This is a genomic window from Ottowia thiooxydans DSM 14619 (assembly GCF_000422885.1).
Lineage (GTDB): Bacteria > Pseudomonadota > Gammaproteobacteria > Burkholderiales > Burkholderiaceae_C > Ottowia > Ottowia thiooxydans.
In genome coordinates this window covers 221,302-233,930 of record NZ_AUGX01000001.1, presented here as the reverse complement: position 1 = coordinate 233,930, position 12,629 = coordinate 221,302, and the positions used below count along the sequence as shown (strand labels likewise).

The following is a 12,629-nucleotide window of genomic DNA, read 5'->3' as shown; positions in this document are numbered from 1 at the left end:
GGATCAGGTTAAGCAATCGCGGGAGAAAGGGCGGCAGGAGTCCTGCTGGAATGAGGACCAGTACTCAATCCACCTTCGGCTAATCGACCCGAGATTTCTCGCAGGCATTGGATGAATTTCAGGCAAGCTGGCTGTAGCGCTTTATCGGCTCTTACGGAATACCCCACGGGGCCGAAATCCACCGATGCCGACAGTTCAAGAACAGTGAGCAGGCTTCGATTAGCAAACTGCAGCGCAGCGGCGCGAGGCAGCAGAGCCACCATATCTGTCTCCATAAGGAGCCCCACGTTGGTCATGAGGGACAGCGAGCGTATGTGACGGGAAGGCAGCTTCAGGCCGGAGTCATGGAACAGCTTTTCTACCGAAGTCGAGAACGGGGACTCTTTAAGAGGCAATATCCACTCATCAGAGATGAGGTCCTTGAGCTGAACATTTCTCTTGCCCGCCAGCCGATGGTGATTTCCCACCACGAAGCAGAAGGTCTCGTTGACAAGTACCTCGTGCGTCAAAGAAAAGGACTTGGCCAACGGGATGCCTTTCTCCGGCAATCGGCCGACGACGATATCCACCTCTCCCAAGGAAACAGCGGGAAAGAGTGAAGCACTCGTTCCCTCCCGGATCACCAAGGAAACGTTCGGGTATTCGCTGCGGAAACGTGAGATCGCCAACGGAAGCAATTTCGCAGCACCGGCTATCAACGTTCCAACGATCACGCTCCCCGCTTCACCGGTTCGAAACGAATTCACTTCGTCAGTCAGATGTCTGGCATCGGCGAGCAGCCCCTTTGCATGCCGCCCCAGCATCGTGGCGAATTCAGTTGGGACAGCGCCACGATTTGAGCGCTGAAATAGCGACGTCCCAAAGAACACCTCCAACTCGTGTATTGTTTTGGTGACCGACGGCTGCGTTACGCCCATCGAGTTCGCGGCCCCCACAAATGATCCTGTCTTCAACACGAAGTCGAAGATCATCAGTTGGCTGAACTTCAGCTTTCTGTTTAGTGAAACTTGTGTGAGCGGGAACGGGGTCATATCTATCGGGCTTTTTTTTAATTCCGTTTGGCGATCCGGGACGGTCAAATCCATTCACCAACCCCTTGTGTTCATCAAGGAAAATCTCACTCCGGAAACCCAGGTTGGCGAACGGCAAAGCACGCTCACCACGCTTTCGCAGACGCTTTGATCCGGTATTCCGTTTTGCTTGTCATCGTGTGTTCGAGGTCGTTACACGGAATATAGGTAGGGGTGCTTCGCCAGTCCAATCGCCATTTTTTAAGGGGGACATCCAATCGACTGATGGAATGACCGATGCGGCATGGAGGTCGCAGATTCCGCACGCGGATCGCAGCCACCGGCGTGCACTACCGCTCAGTTCGGGGCGTGTTTTGCAAGTGCCACTCGTCCAAGAGGGTCGTAGGTAATGCCGGGTCGTGCGGCCCGCAGATCAAGCAGAGGCTATCGGCACGCAGAGCGATTGCCGCTTACGGTGGTTGAATTGCCACTTCACGGCTGCGTAGCCCTCATTGTTCAGAAACCACTGAGCTTCTGGTCACGAAGCCTGGCGCTCTGGCGAGCCAGGCGCTCGCGCCCAATGATTGGGATAGGCCTAGATGGAAAGCCCGCTAGCCAGCTCAGACAGAGCTGACTCCGTCGAGGAAAGTGGATTCCTTCCAGGGTTCCACACGCTCTCTACGGTTTCTAACAAAGCGCCAATGATGGGATCACCACGGCGCTGCGACAGATGTGCGAACGACAGGCGAGTCGTCACGCGTTGATCCTTGGCCACGGAGATCAAACCACTTTTCACATCAAGCTCGGCCTGCTCTTGATTCAAAAGACCCAATCCCACGCCTTTCACAACGCAGTGCCTGGTCAAGTGCTCATTGTCGACACGCGCGGCAGGATTCAGATCCAGCCGGTGGTTCGAAAAAAGCTCCTGAAGCATCCGGTCATGCGCCCCCCCGATAGGCGGCAATATCCAGGGGGCCGCAGCACTCTCGGCCAAACTCCAGTCGCTGATATCAGACTCGAACGACTTGCCCGCGCAGACGACGTAATTGACTTCCCGCAGGTGCCTCACGGTCACAGAATCATCAACTGCCAATTGCAGGGCAAAGCATGCATCCAGCTCTCCGGTGCACAAGCCAGCATAACAACTGGCGGAGCTACGTTGTTGAACGCTCACCTGAATGAGCGGATGTTGGAGAACAAATTCTGATAGAACCCCGCCCATCCGCACACGTTCAGGGTCTGAAGCCGAGCCTATACGCAGCTTTCCTGAAATGCGCCCCGTCAAGGTTCTTGCTTGTGCCTTGAACGCGTCTACATCAAGCAGAAGATTCTCTGCTCGTGGCAACAACTTTCTTCCTGCCTCCGTCAGCTCAAGCCCGGAATGGTGCCGAGTAAACAGCGCCAACTCAAGCTCTTGCTCGATACCTTTGATCTGAGCACTGGCTGCCGGCTGGCTAAGGAACAGCCGCTCAGCGGCCTTGCTCAAATGGCCCGATCTGGCTGTGGCAACAAAGATTCTTAGCTGCTGGAGGTTCAAGGTAGAAAGCCAACATTGGACTGAAAAAATCGTAACCCGCAACACCACAAGGATGTTCCGGGACCCAGATTTCACAAAGCAATTTTTGAGCCCGTGGACTCGATCAGGCAAGCATCGATTGAAGGCAACAAGAGGGAGCAAAACCTGCGACCCAAGATGAACGCCGCAGGTGACTCACAACCCCAGACCATCGGCCGGTACAGGTCGACGGAAGCAGGTCCTGGTGCATTCAGCGCAGGAATAGGGTCAGCACATGTCTCTCGCGTACAAATGCCCAATCAATAAAGGGCTTGGGAAGTTATGACCGCAGGCTAACTTCTCTCAATTTTTAGCTCTCTGATGGCTCCAATATAGCTGGTTTGCAATTGAACCAAGGTAATTGAGCTATCCCACGCTGGAACGCCCTGGCTGCGCAGCACCTTTCGACTCTGGTTGGATCGGCGGGTTAGAGATCGAACAGTGCGCCCCGAGCGGCCAAGGCCCAACGTATCAGGATGCCGCCACCGGAGCCGGCATATATTCGATTTGTCCGCCAGGCAGGAAAAACAGCATGGTTACCTTACCTCCCGTGACAGTCGGGTAGTGTCGGCTGTCCGGGCCGAACACTTTCCATCCTGCCCCGTGACCACAAAATTTGGCAGTGGCATCCACAGGGCCGATCATGTTGATCTCACCCAGCGGATGACGATGGTAGTTGCCCAGGACGTTCTTGAGCATGCCAGTTTCCACACTGAACCCATGAGTTGCCGGCCCGTCTTTGGCAAGTCTTCCGCGGCGGTAGTCTGGTCCATCTATCTCCGCGTAGCAGGCCCAGCCCTCTTCAATGCCAGCTCGCAGCAACGTGAGCAGTTCAGCATAAGCGTCAGTTTGCGCACCATAACTATCGTTGAGGTCTTTCTCAAGCGCGGCGTCAAGTGGCCTTTGACCAATGAAATCCAACAAACCGGCCACTGCAGCCATGAGCTTGGGTTTATGCGGCCCTGTCGGTAGAACATCGCCTTTTTCCGGGATCGCGAGTGTGACACCCGCCGTCAAGTCAGCCATAAAGTCCTCCTTTTTTCATTCGTGGATTCGTCTACCCACCCCGGAGGCAGGATGCGCCTCACAGGAGTTAGGTGACGCCACGAATCTTAGGTCGCAGTCCCTTTTAGGGCCAATTCAAATAAACAGCTCTACTATTCCATTTGGCTATAGCCATCCCACCGTACCGCGGAAAAATCCAACGTGGTTTCAGCACGCCTACAACGGCGGGTTTCATTCACGTTGGTGGATAAAAGCGTCACTTCCGCGTACCACGTGTAACTAATATCTGAATGTCCCTGCATATCAATAGAATAGTAGTCATATGCGTATAACCACCTGAAGTATGCATTGGTGTTTCATGCGATCTCACAAGTTCTCAGAAGTCACGAAAATCTCAATAGTGGCAATGAGTTACCATCCATCAACGTCTCAAGCGATCTAAGGGTTTTTCTTGACAGCGCGACCATTTGGGGGCCTCATTGGGGGCCTCGCCAACCAGAAGGCCCCCAATGCTCACTACCGTCAAGATCAAGACAGCCAAGCCCCAGGAGCGCCCCTACAAGCTTGCGGATAGCGGCGGGCTCTACCTGCTCGTCCAGCCCAATGGCTCGAAGCTGTGGCGCTACAAGTTCCGTATCAATGGCATCGAAGGTAAACGCGCACTGGGCGCCTTTCCGGAAGTCAGCTTGGCGGACGCCCGTGGACTCCATGCAGAGGCACGGCAGTTGGTAGCCCAAGGCACCACCCCCTTGCAGGCGCAGCAAGACAAGGAGATCTCACAAGCGCAAGAGCAGTTGGAACGAGTCAAGGGAACGTTCTCTGCCATCGTGTCGGACTGGAATACAGCGACGTCGGCAGACCTGCGAGCGTCTACGGTGAAGCAGCGCAACCGCGAGATCAACAATGACTTGCTGCCGAAACTGAAGAATCGAGCGATCGGCAGCATCACGCGGCTCGAACTGACCGCGCAGTTGAAGGTGGTCGAGCAACGCGCGCCGGAGGTCGCACGCAACCTGCGCAATCACTTATGGGGCATCTTCGAGTACGCCATCGATTCAGGACTGATCGAGAACAATCCGGTGCCACCCGTGCGCGTGATGAAGAAGCGCACCCAGACCAACCACCCCGCCCTGTCCGAAAGGCAGATCGGCGTCTTTCTGCGGACGCTGGATGGCAGCGGCAGGATTAACGAGGAAACGCGCATCGCGATGCTGCTGGTGCTTCTGACCGCCTGCCGCAAAGCCGAAGTCATCGAGGGCCGATGGGATGAAGTGAATCTGAAAGGCGCGCAATGGGAGATTCCTGCCGAGCGAATGAAGGCCAAGCGAGCCCACTGGATACCGCTGTCTACACAGGCAGTTGCGCTGCTCACTCGTTTGCGTGAGCTTGTGCCCGCAAACAGGGAACACCTGTTCCCCAACCGCGTGGACCCGCATCGGCCAATGGCCAATCGCAGCCTGAACGCCTTGATGGAGCGACTGGGTTTCAGCGGGGAAGGAACTCCGCACGGTATGCGCGCGTCGTTCAGCACCCACTTCAACAGCCTCGGCGGCAACATCGACGTGATCGAACACTGCCTCGCGCACGTGCCAGCGAATGCCGTGCGTGCGGCCTACAACCGCCATGCCTACCAAGATGAGCGGCGCGCGATGCTTCAAGAATGGGCGGACCGTCTGGACCAATTACGCAGGGAATGCGCAGCCCCCAAAAATGAATGCGCCTCAGCCGCTCCCTTGACTCTCACGGACACGACCAAATCCAAGCCGCGCCACACCCGCGCTCGTTCTGCGCGAGCCGCTTCGCGCCCAAACGTCAAAGCCGGGCCGTTGCCGGCCTCGGTCGTCGCCTATTGATCCGGCCCTGTGAAGTCATCACTTTTTCGTTGCTCTGTCACAGGATAGGTGAAGAGGAAAACTTCAAAGTTCACAGGGCCGGAGCAATAGCTAGGCGACGACGCTCCCCGAAAAAATCCGATGACGACGAAACCACTCATTCCGCTGCTCGACTATCTGCGCATTCATGCGGTCATCAGATCGGTCCTGGACAGCGTTGATGCGCATACGGCCCATGCGTGCATGTTCTTCAGCATCGCGGGCGCTGCCATCCTGCGCGAGTTCTACAAGAAGGATGCCGTGCAGCTCGCCAGTGCGGCATTCTTCCTCGTCAACGAACAACAGCGGAATGTCATCTCTTTCGCCACATTGACAGAAGGACAGGTTCAAAGCTCGGACACGTCGTTTCACGCGTGGATACAGTGCGATGGATATGTAATCGATTTCATGGCGCCAATATTCCCGGAAGCCTGCACGTCCGCCGGCCACCCGTTCATCGCACCGCGGCGCATGTTTCAGAAGAAGTGGGCCGATATGGCTTCCAGCCATGAGCATCTGGATCAAGAAGGTGATTTCCACCTGGTGCCGAACCCCGAACTGACCGTCAACCTTCGGCAATCGTTTCTGAAGAAGCCTGCCGGGGCAGATCTCGTCAACGTCTGCCTACACTGGTACCGGAGACCACCGAAATCGATTCTTCCCGAGTTGCGAATGCAAAACGACTTGGGGGAAGTGACTCGGATCAAATTGAACAACAGCGCGGTTTCAGGCGCTTGGTGAATTCAATCCGTGGCTCACATCAATCCCTTTAGTTCGCAGTGTTGATTGTATGCAGCTGGCGATCTCATCTTGAATGCACCGCTTGAAGCGGGCATCGTCCCCACGATGGAGGATCGTGGAGACGATGGAAAATTCTTTGAATCAAGACCGCCCACGGCGGCGTGAGTACAGCAAGCAATTCAAGGCAGAGGTGCTGGGCCGCTGCGCCCAGCCTGGCACCAGCGTAGGCGGCGTGGCCCTGGCGCACGGCCTGCACTCGAACATGGTGCACCGCTGGATCCGTGAACAGCGAGAGCGGCAAGCAGCGGTACCGCCCGCATTCGTGCCTTTGACTGTCCCATTCATTCCAGCAGCGCTCCCTGCCAGGCAGGCTGAGCCTGCTGGCGAGCAGTCCTTGCCCGAGGTTGATCTGCAGATTCAGCGCGGCGAATTGCTGGTGCGCCTGCAATGCCCGCTATCGCAATGCGGGGCAATTCTGCGCGAGCTCTTGCGATGATCCGCATCGACGCCGCCTGGCTGGCCACGGCCCCGCTGGACATGCGCGCCGACACCGACACGGCCCTGGCCCGTGTCGTCACCGTGTTCGGTGCCGCTCATCCCCACCATGCCTACTTGTTCGCCAACAAGCGCGCCTTGCGAACTTATCAGTCAAAAGTCGGCTGAGACGCCTTAATAACCGCACCATCCCCCGTAACCCAGGCGTCGTAGCCACCTGCCATTGAAACTACATGAAGGTATCCCATGCTTTGCATGGTGGCTGCGGCAAGCGCGGAACGTCCGCCCGTCTTGCAGTACAGCAATGCGCTAATGTCTCGTCGCTCCAATTCCGGTGTCCCTGACAACTTGAACTCGAGCAAACCCCGCGGAATGTTGATGGATCCGGCCAAATGCCCCGCTGCGTATTCATCCGCCTCACGAACGTCGATGATTACTTCAACTGAGCGAAGAGCATCTGGAGCATGCTCGACGGCTACCTCGGTGCATTGAGCCTTCGCTGCGAGGACGAGATCGTGTGCTGTTTTCATAGGTTTGCAATAAGACTAGGTTGAGACGGACAAAGTGTGGATCGTGTAAAAGCACTGAACGCAGCCCCGAAGGGGATCAGTCAAACGACTCCTCTCGATTCGCTTTCAGAAAGCAAGGGTTCGCACGCCGGGTTTGAGGAGATGGGCAGCGACTTCGGCGGGTTTTGCTGGGGTCACACCTGTGAGCAAGTCGGCGGGCTGACGACCCGTGTTTGGCAAGTAAAGCGCACACACCTCTACCTTAGCTCCGGCTTTGATTAAGCCTTGAAGCATTTGTTGCGGTGTGACGTTGCGCGGTTTGAGGCTGGGCATGGTCTGGCCATTGACAGCGATGTCACCGGCTGCGTCACACAGCAGCACGCGCACGTCGACCTTCTGTTCTAGCGCTTGTCCGGCAAGGACGAGACCTGCGCCCTGTGCCATGGCTGCGCCCGAATGTATGGACACAAACAACTCGTCGGCCTGCGCCACGAGAGCTGTTGACATAAGGATGGTGGTGATCAGGAAAGACTTCTTCATGGTGTGTAACTCCAGTGGGTTGGAAAAAAATCGCGGGAAAAAAGAGACGAAGTGCGAATTCAACGGCGTGGTGCGGGCTCGTGAAGCTGATTTCAAGGTGCCTGAATCGCTGCGGGAAGCCCCAACGCCAAGCGAAGTTCGGTGGAATTGCGTACCGCATCGAGGCGCGTAATGCGGCCATATTCAAGTCGTAGCAAGGTGGCGGCACCTGGCTGGCGGGGTAGATCGGCGATCTGGGTCACTTCATTGGCATCTCGCACCAGGGCGATCGAGAAAGGAAGTGATCGAAGCTTGGGAAGCGCAAACATGCTTGTGACAAGTGCAGGCATTCCGCTGATATCAGCAAGGTATATCAGTCGCATGCCATCCACTACGTTGACCGGTTGAGTCGACAAGACGGCGCTGACCATGTCGCTCACCGACTTTTCACTGGCGAATAGCACCCACTGGGTATCAGAAGGAATAACCACTCGTTTATCGTGCTGATCTTTGAGCGTCAATGTGGGAAGTACAGATCCCACTGAAAGTGGCGCTGCCGCTAGCGTTCCGTGCAGCGACAGCAGTACGGAGCTAAGCACCGCATAGGATCTGAGTGCGCGCAATAGCCGCCGGAGCGGACTCTGGGATGCCGCGTTCATGGTGCTCACTCCAGGAGATTGGTCAGGTGATGGTCAGTCATCGCGGGCATCCTTTGATGAAGTAGTCCGTGTCGATCAGGTGATCGGCCATACTGGAAAACACTCGCTCGATGGATGTTCGCAAGGCTAGGTCATCCACCTGTTCGGCCAGCGCCAGTTGCATGCACAACAGCCATTCGTCACGCACTGCCGCGTTGATGGCATAGGGCGAATGGCGCTTGCGCAGCCGGAGATGACCGCGCTCCCGCTCGTACAAGGGTGGACCGCCGAACCATCCGCTGAGGTACTTGAACAGCCTGTCGACGCTGCCTGACAGGCTGCTCGGATGAAGCTGGCGCACGGCATACGCTTCGGGCAACTCGTCCATCAATTCGTAGAAACGGTCTACCAATCTTCGGATCGCCGGCGCACCACCAAGGCGCGTATAAACGCTGTCGGGAACGATGTTGGCTGTAATGGTGTCGGCAGAGCCGCAAAAGGTTGTCATAGGGTGTAAGTGGACAGCGTAGCGTCGCGCATTGACGATGCATTGGCTTCATTTTTGGGGGTGCGCACGCGCGCAAGAAACTCATCGCGCGTGGTATTGCCAAGCCAGGGGTGCCAGCGTCGCTGCTCCAGCACGTTCGACACGACGCGGCCCTGCTTGGCGTGGCCGTAGAAAAGCAAGGTCTCACCAGGCAGGGTGAATACATGGCGGGTCGCGCTGTCCCATAAGGCTTCGGGCAGAGCTGGTCTCGGTTGGTGTGGGCAAGCATCCACCGTCAGCAGATCGCCGCAGAACAGCCGATCGCGCCACAAGTAGCTCACGCAGCCCTCAGTGTGACCCGGAGTGGACATGACTCTCAGCAGTTCGTTGCCAAACATCAGCGCACTCGTTTCACAAGCTATCTTGTCGCTTGCCTCGACCGATAGCACCTTTTGCATGCGTTTCGCGCCAAGCGCGTCTAATGCAGCGGACTCACCTGGAAGGAGTGCGTCATGCTCGTGAGTACGCAGCAACCAGCACAAATGCAACTGGTGTTCTTGCAGCATGGCTCTGAGCAGGGGTACATCTGTGCCGCGTGGATCCAGCAGAACGCACTCGCGAGTGTCAAGATCGGCAAGCAGATAGCTCATTGCACCATCGGTCTCGTCAGGGAGTATTCGAAAGTACATAACGTAGGTTAGGTCGCAGCCGTCAAAATTGCTGGATGTGCGATAACTCGACTCATCTATGGCCGAGCTCGCGGCGTATGGTTAGTAATGGCAAGGCATATGCGGCGACAGCGCCGCCTACGGCCATAGCCAACCCAATCAACGTGACCCAGTCCACCCAATAGCCTAGGTCGGACAGCGTAGAGCTCAGTGCTTGTGGAAGCAAAAGAAACGCTGCGAAGGCGGCAATGCACCCAATCAGGAATGCTGACGGCAAGCTAGCGCTCCATCGGGCACCAGCGGATCGCAACGTGATGCCCATTAACACCAGCCACAACAATGATGCTGCTAGCAACATGGGCCAGACGCTTAAGGCAACTTCCCAGAGAATATTCAGCATCAGCCAGAGTTCATACATGGTTTGTATCCTTGAGTTGTTGGTTCCAGTACCAGGGCTTCAGACCCGGCCCTTTAGTACGGATATGTATGCTGGTTTGAGCATGCGAACCTTCATCAGCCATGCGAAAAAACTGTCCTGTAGCGGTTCGATCATTGGTAGCGTAGGGGTGAGGTTGCCCTCGTAGTCGAACTCGATCAGCATGGCAGAGCCCTCGCGCGTGATTAGCGGGCAAGAGGTGTAGCCGTCAAAGTTCTCGTTGGCTACGCGCCCAGCAATCACTTCCACCAAGTTGTGCGCCACCAGTGGGGCACTCTTCTTTACCGTGGCGGCGGTCTTACCGCGTGGCGTGCCATTGATATCGCCGATGCCGAACACGTTAGGAAACCGGCGGTGCTGGAGGGTGCGTTTGTCCACTTCCAACCAGCCACCTGTGGCAAACGGGCCATCCTTCCATGCCAGCTCGCTGTTCTTTACGGCATCTGGAGCGCGTGTAGGGGGCACCACATGGATAAAGTCATAAGGCATCTCCTGCGTCTGCCCATCGGGGAAAGCAAAGGTGGCGCGACGTGCACCGATGTCGATAGCGGTGAGCTTGCGAGAGAAATCCACGTCGATTCCCAGGTCACGCCAGCGTCCGAGGACGTTGTCGTTGACCGCCTTAACCCCAAACACGTTGCCCAGCGCTGACTCAAAACGGATCTTGGATGTCCCCAAGGTGCCCGCCTTGAACAGTCGATCCCGCAGCATGAAAGTCATTTTCAGGGGCGCACCTGCACATTTGAGTGGCGTAGAAGGCAGCGTCATTACCGCGTTGCCCCCTTTGGCGGCGAACGCTTGCATGGTCGCCCATGTGGCCTGTGCAGCCTCTGGGCTCGGGTAGACGCTGGTCAGACCTTCGCGTCCGATGGCTGATATATCCATCCCGGTTATCTGGGCGTAGTCCAAATAAACGCCGATGCCAACCACCAGGAAATCGTAGCGAATGCGTTGCCCGCTCACGGTACTAACGGTGTTTGCCGCAGGATCAAAACTGGCAACCATGTCTTTCACCCATTCGATGCCAGCGGGCAGGAAGTCTGCATTTCTGTCGCGCACCTTAGACACAGGCCAAACACCCGACGCAACCAGGGTGTATCCAGGCTGGTAGTTGTGTTCTTCTTTGCGGTCGATGATGGTGATCTTTGCACCGTCAAGCAGCTTAGACAGCCTGTTGGCGACTGCGATGCCGCCCAGACCGCTGCCAGCTATCACGATATGGGCTTTTGTTTTTGTGGCCACATCAGCCAAAGCCGGGGCAGTCAATGTCGGAACGAGTGGCGTAGAAGCCAGAGCCTGCAGCCAGCGCCTACGTGTCGAATTCGTGTACGCAGCATACTGAGTGTTCATCATTTTTGTCTCCTATTGATCCGGCCCTGTGAAGTCATCACTTTTTCGTTGCTCTGTCACAGGATAGGTGAAGAGGAAAACTTCAAAGTTCACAGGGCCGGAGCAATAGTTAGGGTGGTTGACGACAAAAGGGTTTGGCGCAAGCTCGAAGCTTGTCTTTGCCAAGCCAATTTAGGTTTTCAGCACCCACCGCAGCACCATGGCTACTGCGGTCAGTACTGAAATGCTCGCGAGCCAGATGCCCGCCATCCAGAGCAGGCGGCGCCAAAGAGGTGGCAAAGGCTCATCGGAGCTTGCCGAAGGGATGTTGGGCCAGCGCAGAAGAGGAATCTTCATGCGTGGTACCCGTCTGAGTTGACCTTGCCGCGGAACACCCAGTAGGACCAGGCGGTATAGCCCAGGATCATGGGCAGCACGAAGGCCGTGCCCCAAAGCATGAAGACCTGGCTGCTGCGGTCGGTGGCGGCTTCCCAGATGGTGACGGCTCCGGGAATGACATACGGGAACACACTAATGCACAGGCCCACGAAGCTCAGCAGGAAAACTCCCAACGTGAGTAGGAAGGGCGCGGTCTCATGGCCGGCCTTGAGGCTGCGGACAAAGGCCACGCTGGCCAGTGCAACCATCAACGGCACGGGCGCCACCCAAAACAAGTTGGGCAAGTTGAGCCATTTACTGAAATAGTCGGCGCTCAGGAACAAGGTTGCTATGCTGACCGCCACGATAGCTGCCAGCGTAGCGCCGCCCAGCCACCAAGCCATGGATCTGGCCTGGCGTTGCAGTGAACCCTCCGCCTTCATCACCAGCCACGTCGAACCCAACAGCGCGTATGCCACCACAAGACTCAAGCCGGTGAGCAGTGTGAAGGGCGTGAGCCAGTCCCACCAGCCACCCGCATAGGATCGTCCGCTGATGGACACACCTTGCAGCAGCGCGCCGAGGATGACTCCCTGCGAGAACGCGGCCAAAAACGATCCACCGGTGAAGGCTAAATCCCAGAATTTTTGATGACCCGGATCTCGCCACCGGAACTCGAAGGCTACACCGCGGAACACCAGGGCCAACAGCATGGCGATGATGGGCGCGTACAGGGCGGAAAAGATCAGGCCGTAGGCCAGCGGAAAGGCAGCCAGCAACCCGCCGCCGCCCATCACCAGCCAGGTCTCGTTGCCGTCCCAGACCGGTGCGATGCTGTTCATAGCGGTATCGCGGTCATGGCCTACCTTGAAGGTGTTGAACAGGATGCCGATGCCGAGGTCGAAACCGTCGAGTACCACGTAGATGAAGACGGCCACCACAATGATGAGGGCCCAGATGATGGTCAGGTCGATGTTCATACGGTTCC

16 protein-coding genes are annotated in these 12,629 nt (G+C 56.8%); 4 read left to right on the top strand and 12 right to left on the bottom strand.

Annotated features, from left to right (window positions below; genetic code table 11):
- Positions 1-8: 8 nt before the first annotated feature.
- The 3 genes from G518_RS33385 to G518_RS0101235 form a co-directional block, all read right to left on the bottom strand.
- The gene (locus G518_RS33385) at positions 9-1,085 is read right to left on the bottom strand and encodes a LysR substrate-binding domain-containing protein (RefSeq protein WP_245597864.1); all 1,077 of its coding nucleotides are present in this window, start codon (positions 1,083-1,085) and stop codon (positions 9-11) included.
- A gap of 520 nt (positions 1,086-1,605) precedes the next feature.
- Positions 1,606-2,592, bottom strand: coding sequence for a LysR family transcriptional regulator (locus G518_RS0101240; protein ID WP_281170505.1), 987 nt, complete (start codon positions 2,590-2,592; stop codon positions 1,606-1,608).
- A 444-nt stretch (positions 2,593-3,036) separates the two neighbouring features.
- Positions 3,037-3,591 carry a 4-hydroxylaminobenzoate lyase gene (locus tag G518_RS0101235; RefSeq protein ID WP_051235783.1) on the bottom strand — a complete coding sequence of 185 codons (555 nt, stop codon included), beginning with the start codon at positions 3,589-3,591 and terminating at the stop codon, positions 3,037-3,039.
- 488 nt (positions 3,592-4,079) lie between these two features.
- Here G518_RS0101235 and G518_RS33380 point away from each other — a divergent pair, with 488 nt between their 5' ends.
- The 4 genes from G518_RS33380 (at position 4,080) to G518_RS39775 (ending at position 6,845) form a co-directional block, all read left to right on the top strand.
- The gene (locus G518_RS33380; RefSeq protein ID WP_084651300.1) at positions 4,080-5,423 is read left to right on the top strand and encodes a tyrosine-type recombinase/integrase; all 1,344 of its coding nucleotides are present in this window, start codon (positions 4,080-4,082) and stop codon (positions 5,421-5,423) included.
- Between the two features lie 120 nt (positions 5,424-5,543).
- Positions 5,544-6,182, top strand: a complete 639-nt coding sequence (locus tag G518_RS0101225) for a DUF2026 family protein (protein ID WP_028600964.1) — start codon at positions 5,544-5,546, stop codon at positions 6,180-6,182.
- Positions 6,183-6,306: 124 nt separating this feature from the next.
- A complete protein-coding gene (gene tnpA, locus G518_RS0101220) occupies positions 6,307-6,678 on the top strand; it encodes an IS66-like element accessory protein TnpA (protein WP_036593152.1) in 372 nt (123 codons plus the stop codon).
- Positions 6,675-6,845: a hypothetical protein gene (locus G518_RS39775; RefSeq protein WP_211231654.1), complete on the top strand. Its 171-nt coding sequence runs from the start codon at positions 6,675-6,677 to the stop codon at positions 6,843-6,845. Before tnpA ends, G518_RS39775 begins: the two co-directional genes overlap by 4 nt.
- On the opposite strand, the gene G518_RS0101210 is transcribed toward G518_RS39775, so the two are convergent.
- The 9 genes from G518_RS0101210 to cydB all read right to left on the bottom strand — a co-directional run bounded on the left by G518_RS0101210 (position 6,827) and on the right by cydB (position 12,621).
- Entirely contained in the window at positions 6,827-7,207 is a 381-nt protein-coding gene (locus tag G518_RS0101210) for a rhodanese-like domain-containing protein (RefSeq protein WP_028600962.1), read from the bottom strand. The genes G518_RS39775 and G518_RS0101210 overlap by 19 nt on opposite strands.
- Before the next feature lie 105 nt (positions 7,208-7,312).
- Positions 7,313-7,726 carry a DsrE family protein gene (locus G518_RS0101205; protein ID WP_028600961.1) on the bottom strand — a complete coding sequence of 138 codons (414 nt, stop codon included), beginning with the start codon at positions 7,724-7,726 and terminating at the stop codon, positions 7,313-7,315.
- A 92-nt stretch (positions 7,727-7,818) separates the two neighbouring features.
- Positions 7,819-8,364 carry a hypothetical protein gene (locus G518_RS33370; RefSeq protein WP_051235781.1) on the bottom strand — a complete coding sequence of 182 codons (546 nt, stop codon included), beginning with the start codon at positions 8,362-8,364 and terminating at the stop codon, positions 7,819-7,821.
- A 37-nt stretch (positions 8,365-8,401) separates the two neighbouring features.
- Positions 8,402-8,851 (bottom strand): group II truncated hemoglobin, encoded by a 450-nt coding sequence (locus tag G518_RS0101195; RefSeq protein WP_051235779.1) that lies wholly within the window; start codon positions 8,849-8,851, stop codon positions 8,402-8,404.
- Entirely contained in the window at positions 8,848-9,519 is a 672-nt protein-coding gene (locus tag G518_RS33365) for an MBL fold metallo-hydrolase (RefSeq protein WP_245597863.1), read from the bottom strand. The genes G518_RS0101195 and G518_RS33365 overlap by 4 nt, the downstream gene beginning before the upstream one ends.
- Positions 9,520-9,571: 52 nt before the next feature.
- A complete protein-coding gene (locus G518_RS0101185) occupies positions 9,572-9,916 on the bottom strand; it encodes a hypothetical protein (RefSeq protein ID WP_028600959.1) in 345 nt (114 codons plus the stop codon).
- 39 nt (positions 9,917-9,955) lie between these two features.
- Complete coding sequence (locus tag G518_RS0101180; protein WP_156909230.1) at positions 9,956-11,284, bottom strand: NAD(P)/FAD-dependent oxidoreductase; 1,329 nt, start codon at positions 11,282-11,284, stop codon at positions 9,956-9,958.
- Positions 11,285-11,455: 171 nt separating this feature from the next.
- Positions 11,456-11,620, bottom strand: a complete 165-nt coding sequence (locus G518_RS39055; RefSeq protein ID WP_084651298.1) for a DUF2474 domain-containing protein — start codon at positions 11,618-11,620, stop codon at positions 11,456-11,458.
- Positions 11,617-12,621 (bottom strand): cytochrome d ubiquinol oxidase subunit II, encoded by a 1,005-nt coding sequence (cydB, locus tag G518_RS0101170; RefSeq protein WP_028600956.1) that lies wholly within the window; start codon positions 12,619-12,621, stop codon positions 11,617-11,619. The genes G518_RS39055 and cydB overlap by 4 nt, the downstream gene beginning before the upstream one ends.
- Positions 12,622-12,629 lie beyond the last annotated feature (8 nt).

What these genes read in the sequence shown, in the direction of transcription:
- G518_RS33385 (WP_245597864.1), bottom strand. Translation starts at nt 1,085, where the DNA reads ATGGATTTGACCGTCCCGGATCGCCAAACGGAATTAAAAAAAAGCCCG.
- G518_RS0101235 (WP_051235783.1), bottom strand. Translation starts at nt 3,591, where the DNA reads ATGGCTGACTTGACGGCGGGTGTCACACTCGCGATCCCGGAAAAAGGC.
- G518_RS33380 (WP_084651300.1), top strand. Translation starts at nt 4,080, where the DNA reads ATGCTCACTACCGTCAAGATCAAGACAGCCAAGCCCCAGGAGCGCCCC.
- G518_RS0101225 (WP_028600964.1), top strand. Translation starts at nt 5,544, where the DNA reads ATGACGACGAAACCACTCATTCCGCTGCTCGACTATCTGCGCATTCAT.
- tnpA (WP_036593152.1), top strand. Translation starts at nt 6,307, where the DNA reads ATGGAAAATTCTTTGAATCAAGACCGCCCACGGCGGCGTGAGTACAGC.
- G518_RS39775 (WP_211231654.1), top strand. Translation starts at nt 6,675, where the DNA reads ATGATCCGCATCGACGCCGCCTGGCTGGCCACGGCCCCGCTGGACATG.
- G518_RS0101210 (WP_028600962.1), bottom strand. Translation starts at nt 7,207, where the DNA reads ATGAAAACAGCACACGATCTCGTCCTCGCAGCGAAGGCTCAATGCACC.
- G518_RS0101205 (WP_028600961.1), bottom strand. Translation starts at nt 7,726, where the DNA reads ATGAAGAAGTCTTTCCTGATCACCACCATCCTTATGTCAACAGCTCTC.
- G518_RS33370 (WP_051235781.1), bottom strand. Translation starts at nt 8,364, where the DNA reads ATGAACGCGGCATCCCAGAGTCCGCTCCGGCGGCTATTGCGCGCACTC.
- G518_RS0101195 (WP_051235779.1), bottom strand. Translation starts at nt 8,851, where the DNA reads ATGACAACCTTTTGCGGCTCTGCCGACACCATTACAGCCAACATCGTT.
- G518_RS33365 (WP_245597863.1), bottom strand. Translation starts at nt 9,519, where the DNA reads ATGTACTTTCGAATACTCCCTGACGAGACCGATGGTGCAATGAGCTAT.
- G518_RS0101185 (WP_028600959.1), bottom strand. Translation starts at nt 9,916, where the DNA reads ATGTATGAACTCTGGCTGATGCTGAATATTCTCTGGGAAGTTGCCTTA.
- G518_RS0101180 (WP_156909230.1), bottom strand. Translation starts at nt 11,284, where the DNA reads ATGAACACTCAGTATGCTGCGTACACGAATTCGACACGTAGGCGCTGG.
- G518_RS39055 (WP_084651298.1), bottom strand. Translation starts at nt 11,620, where the DNA reads ATGAAGATTCCTCTTCTGCGCTGGCCCAACATCCCTTCGGCAAGCTCC.
- cydB (WP_028600956.1), bottom strand. Translation starts at nt 12,621, where the DNA reads ATGAACATCGACCTGACCATCATCTGGGCCCTCATCATTGTGGTGGCC.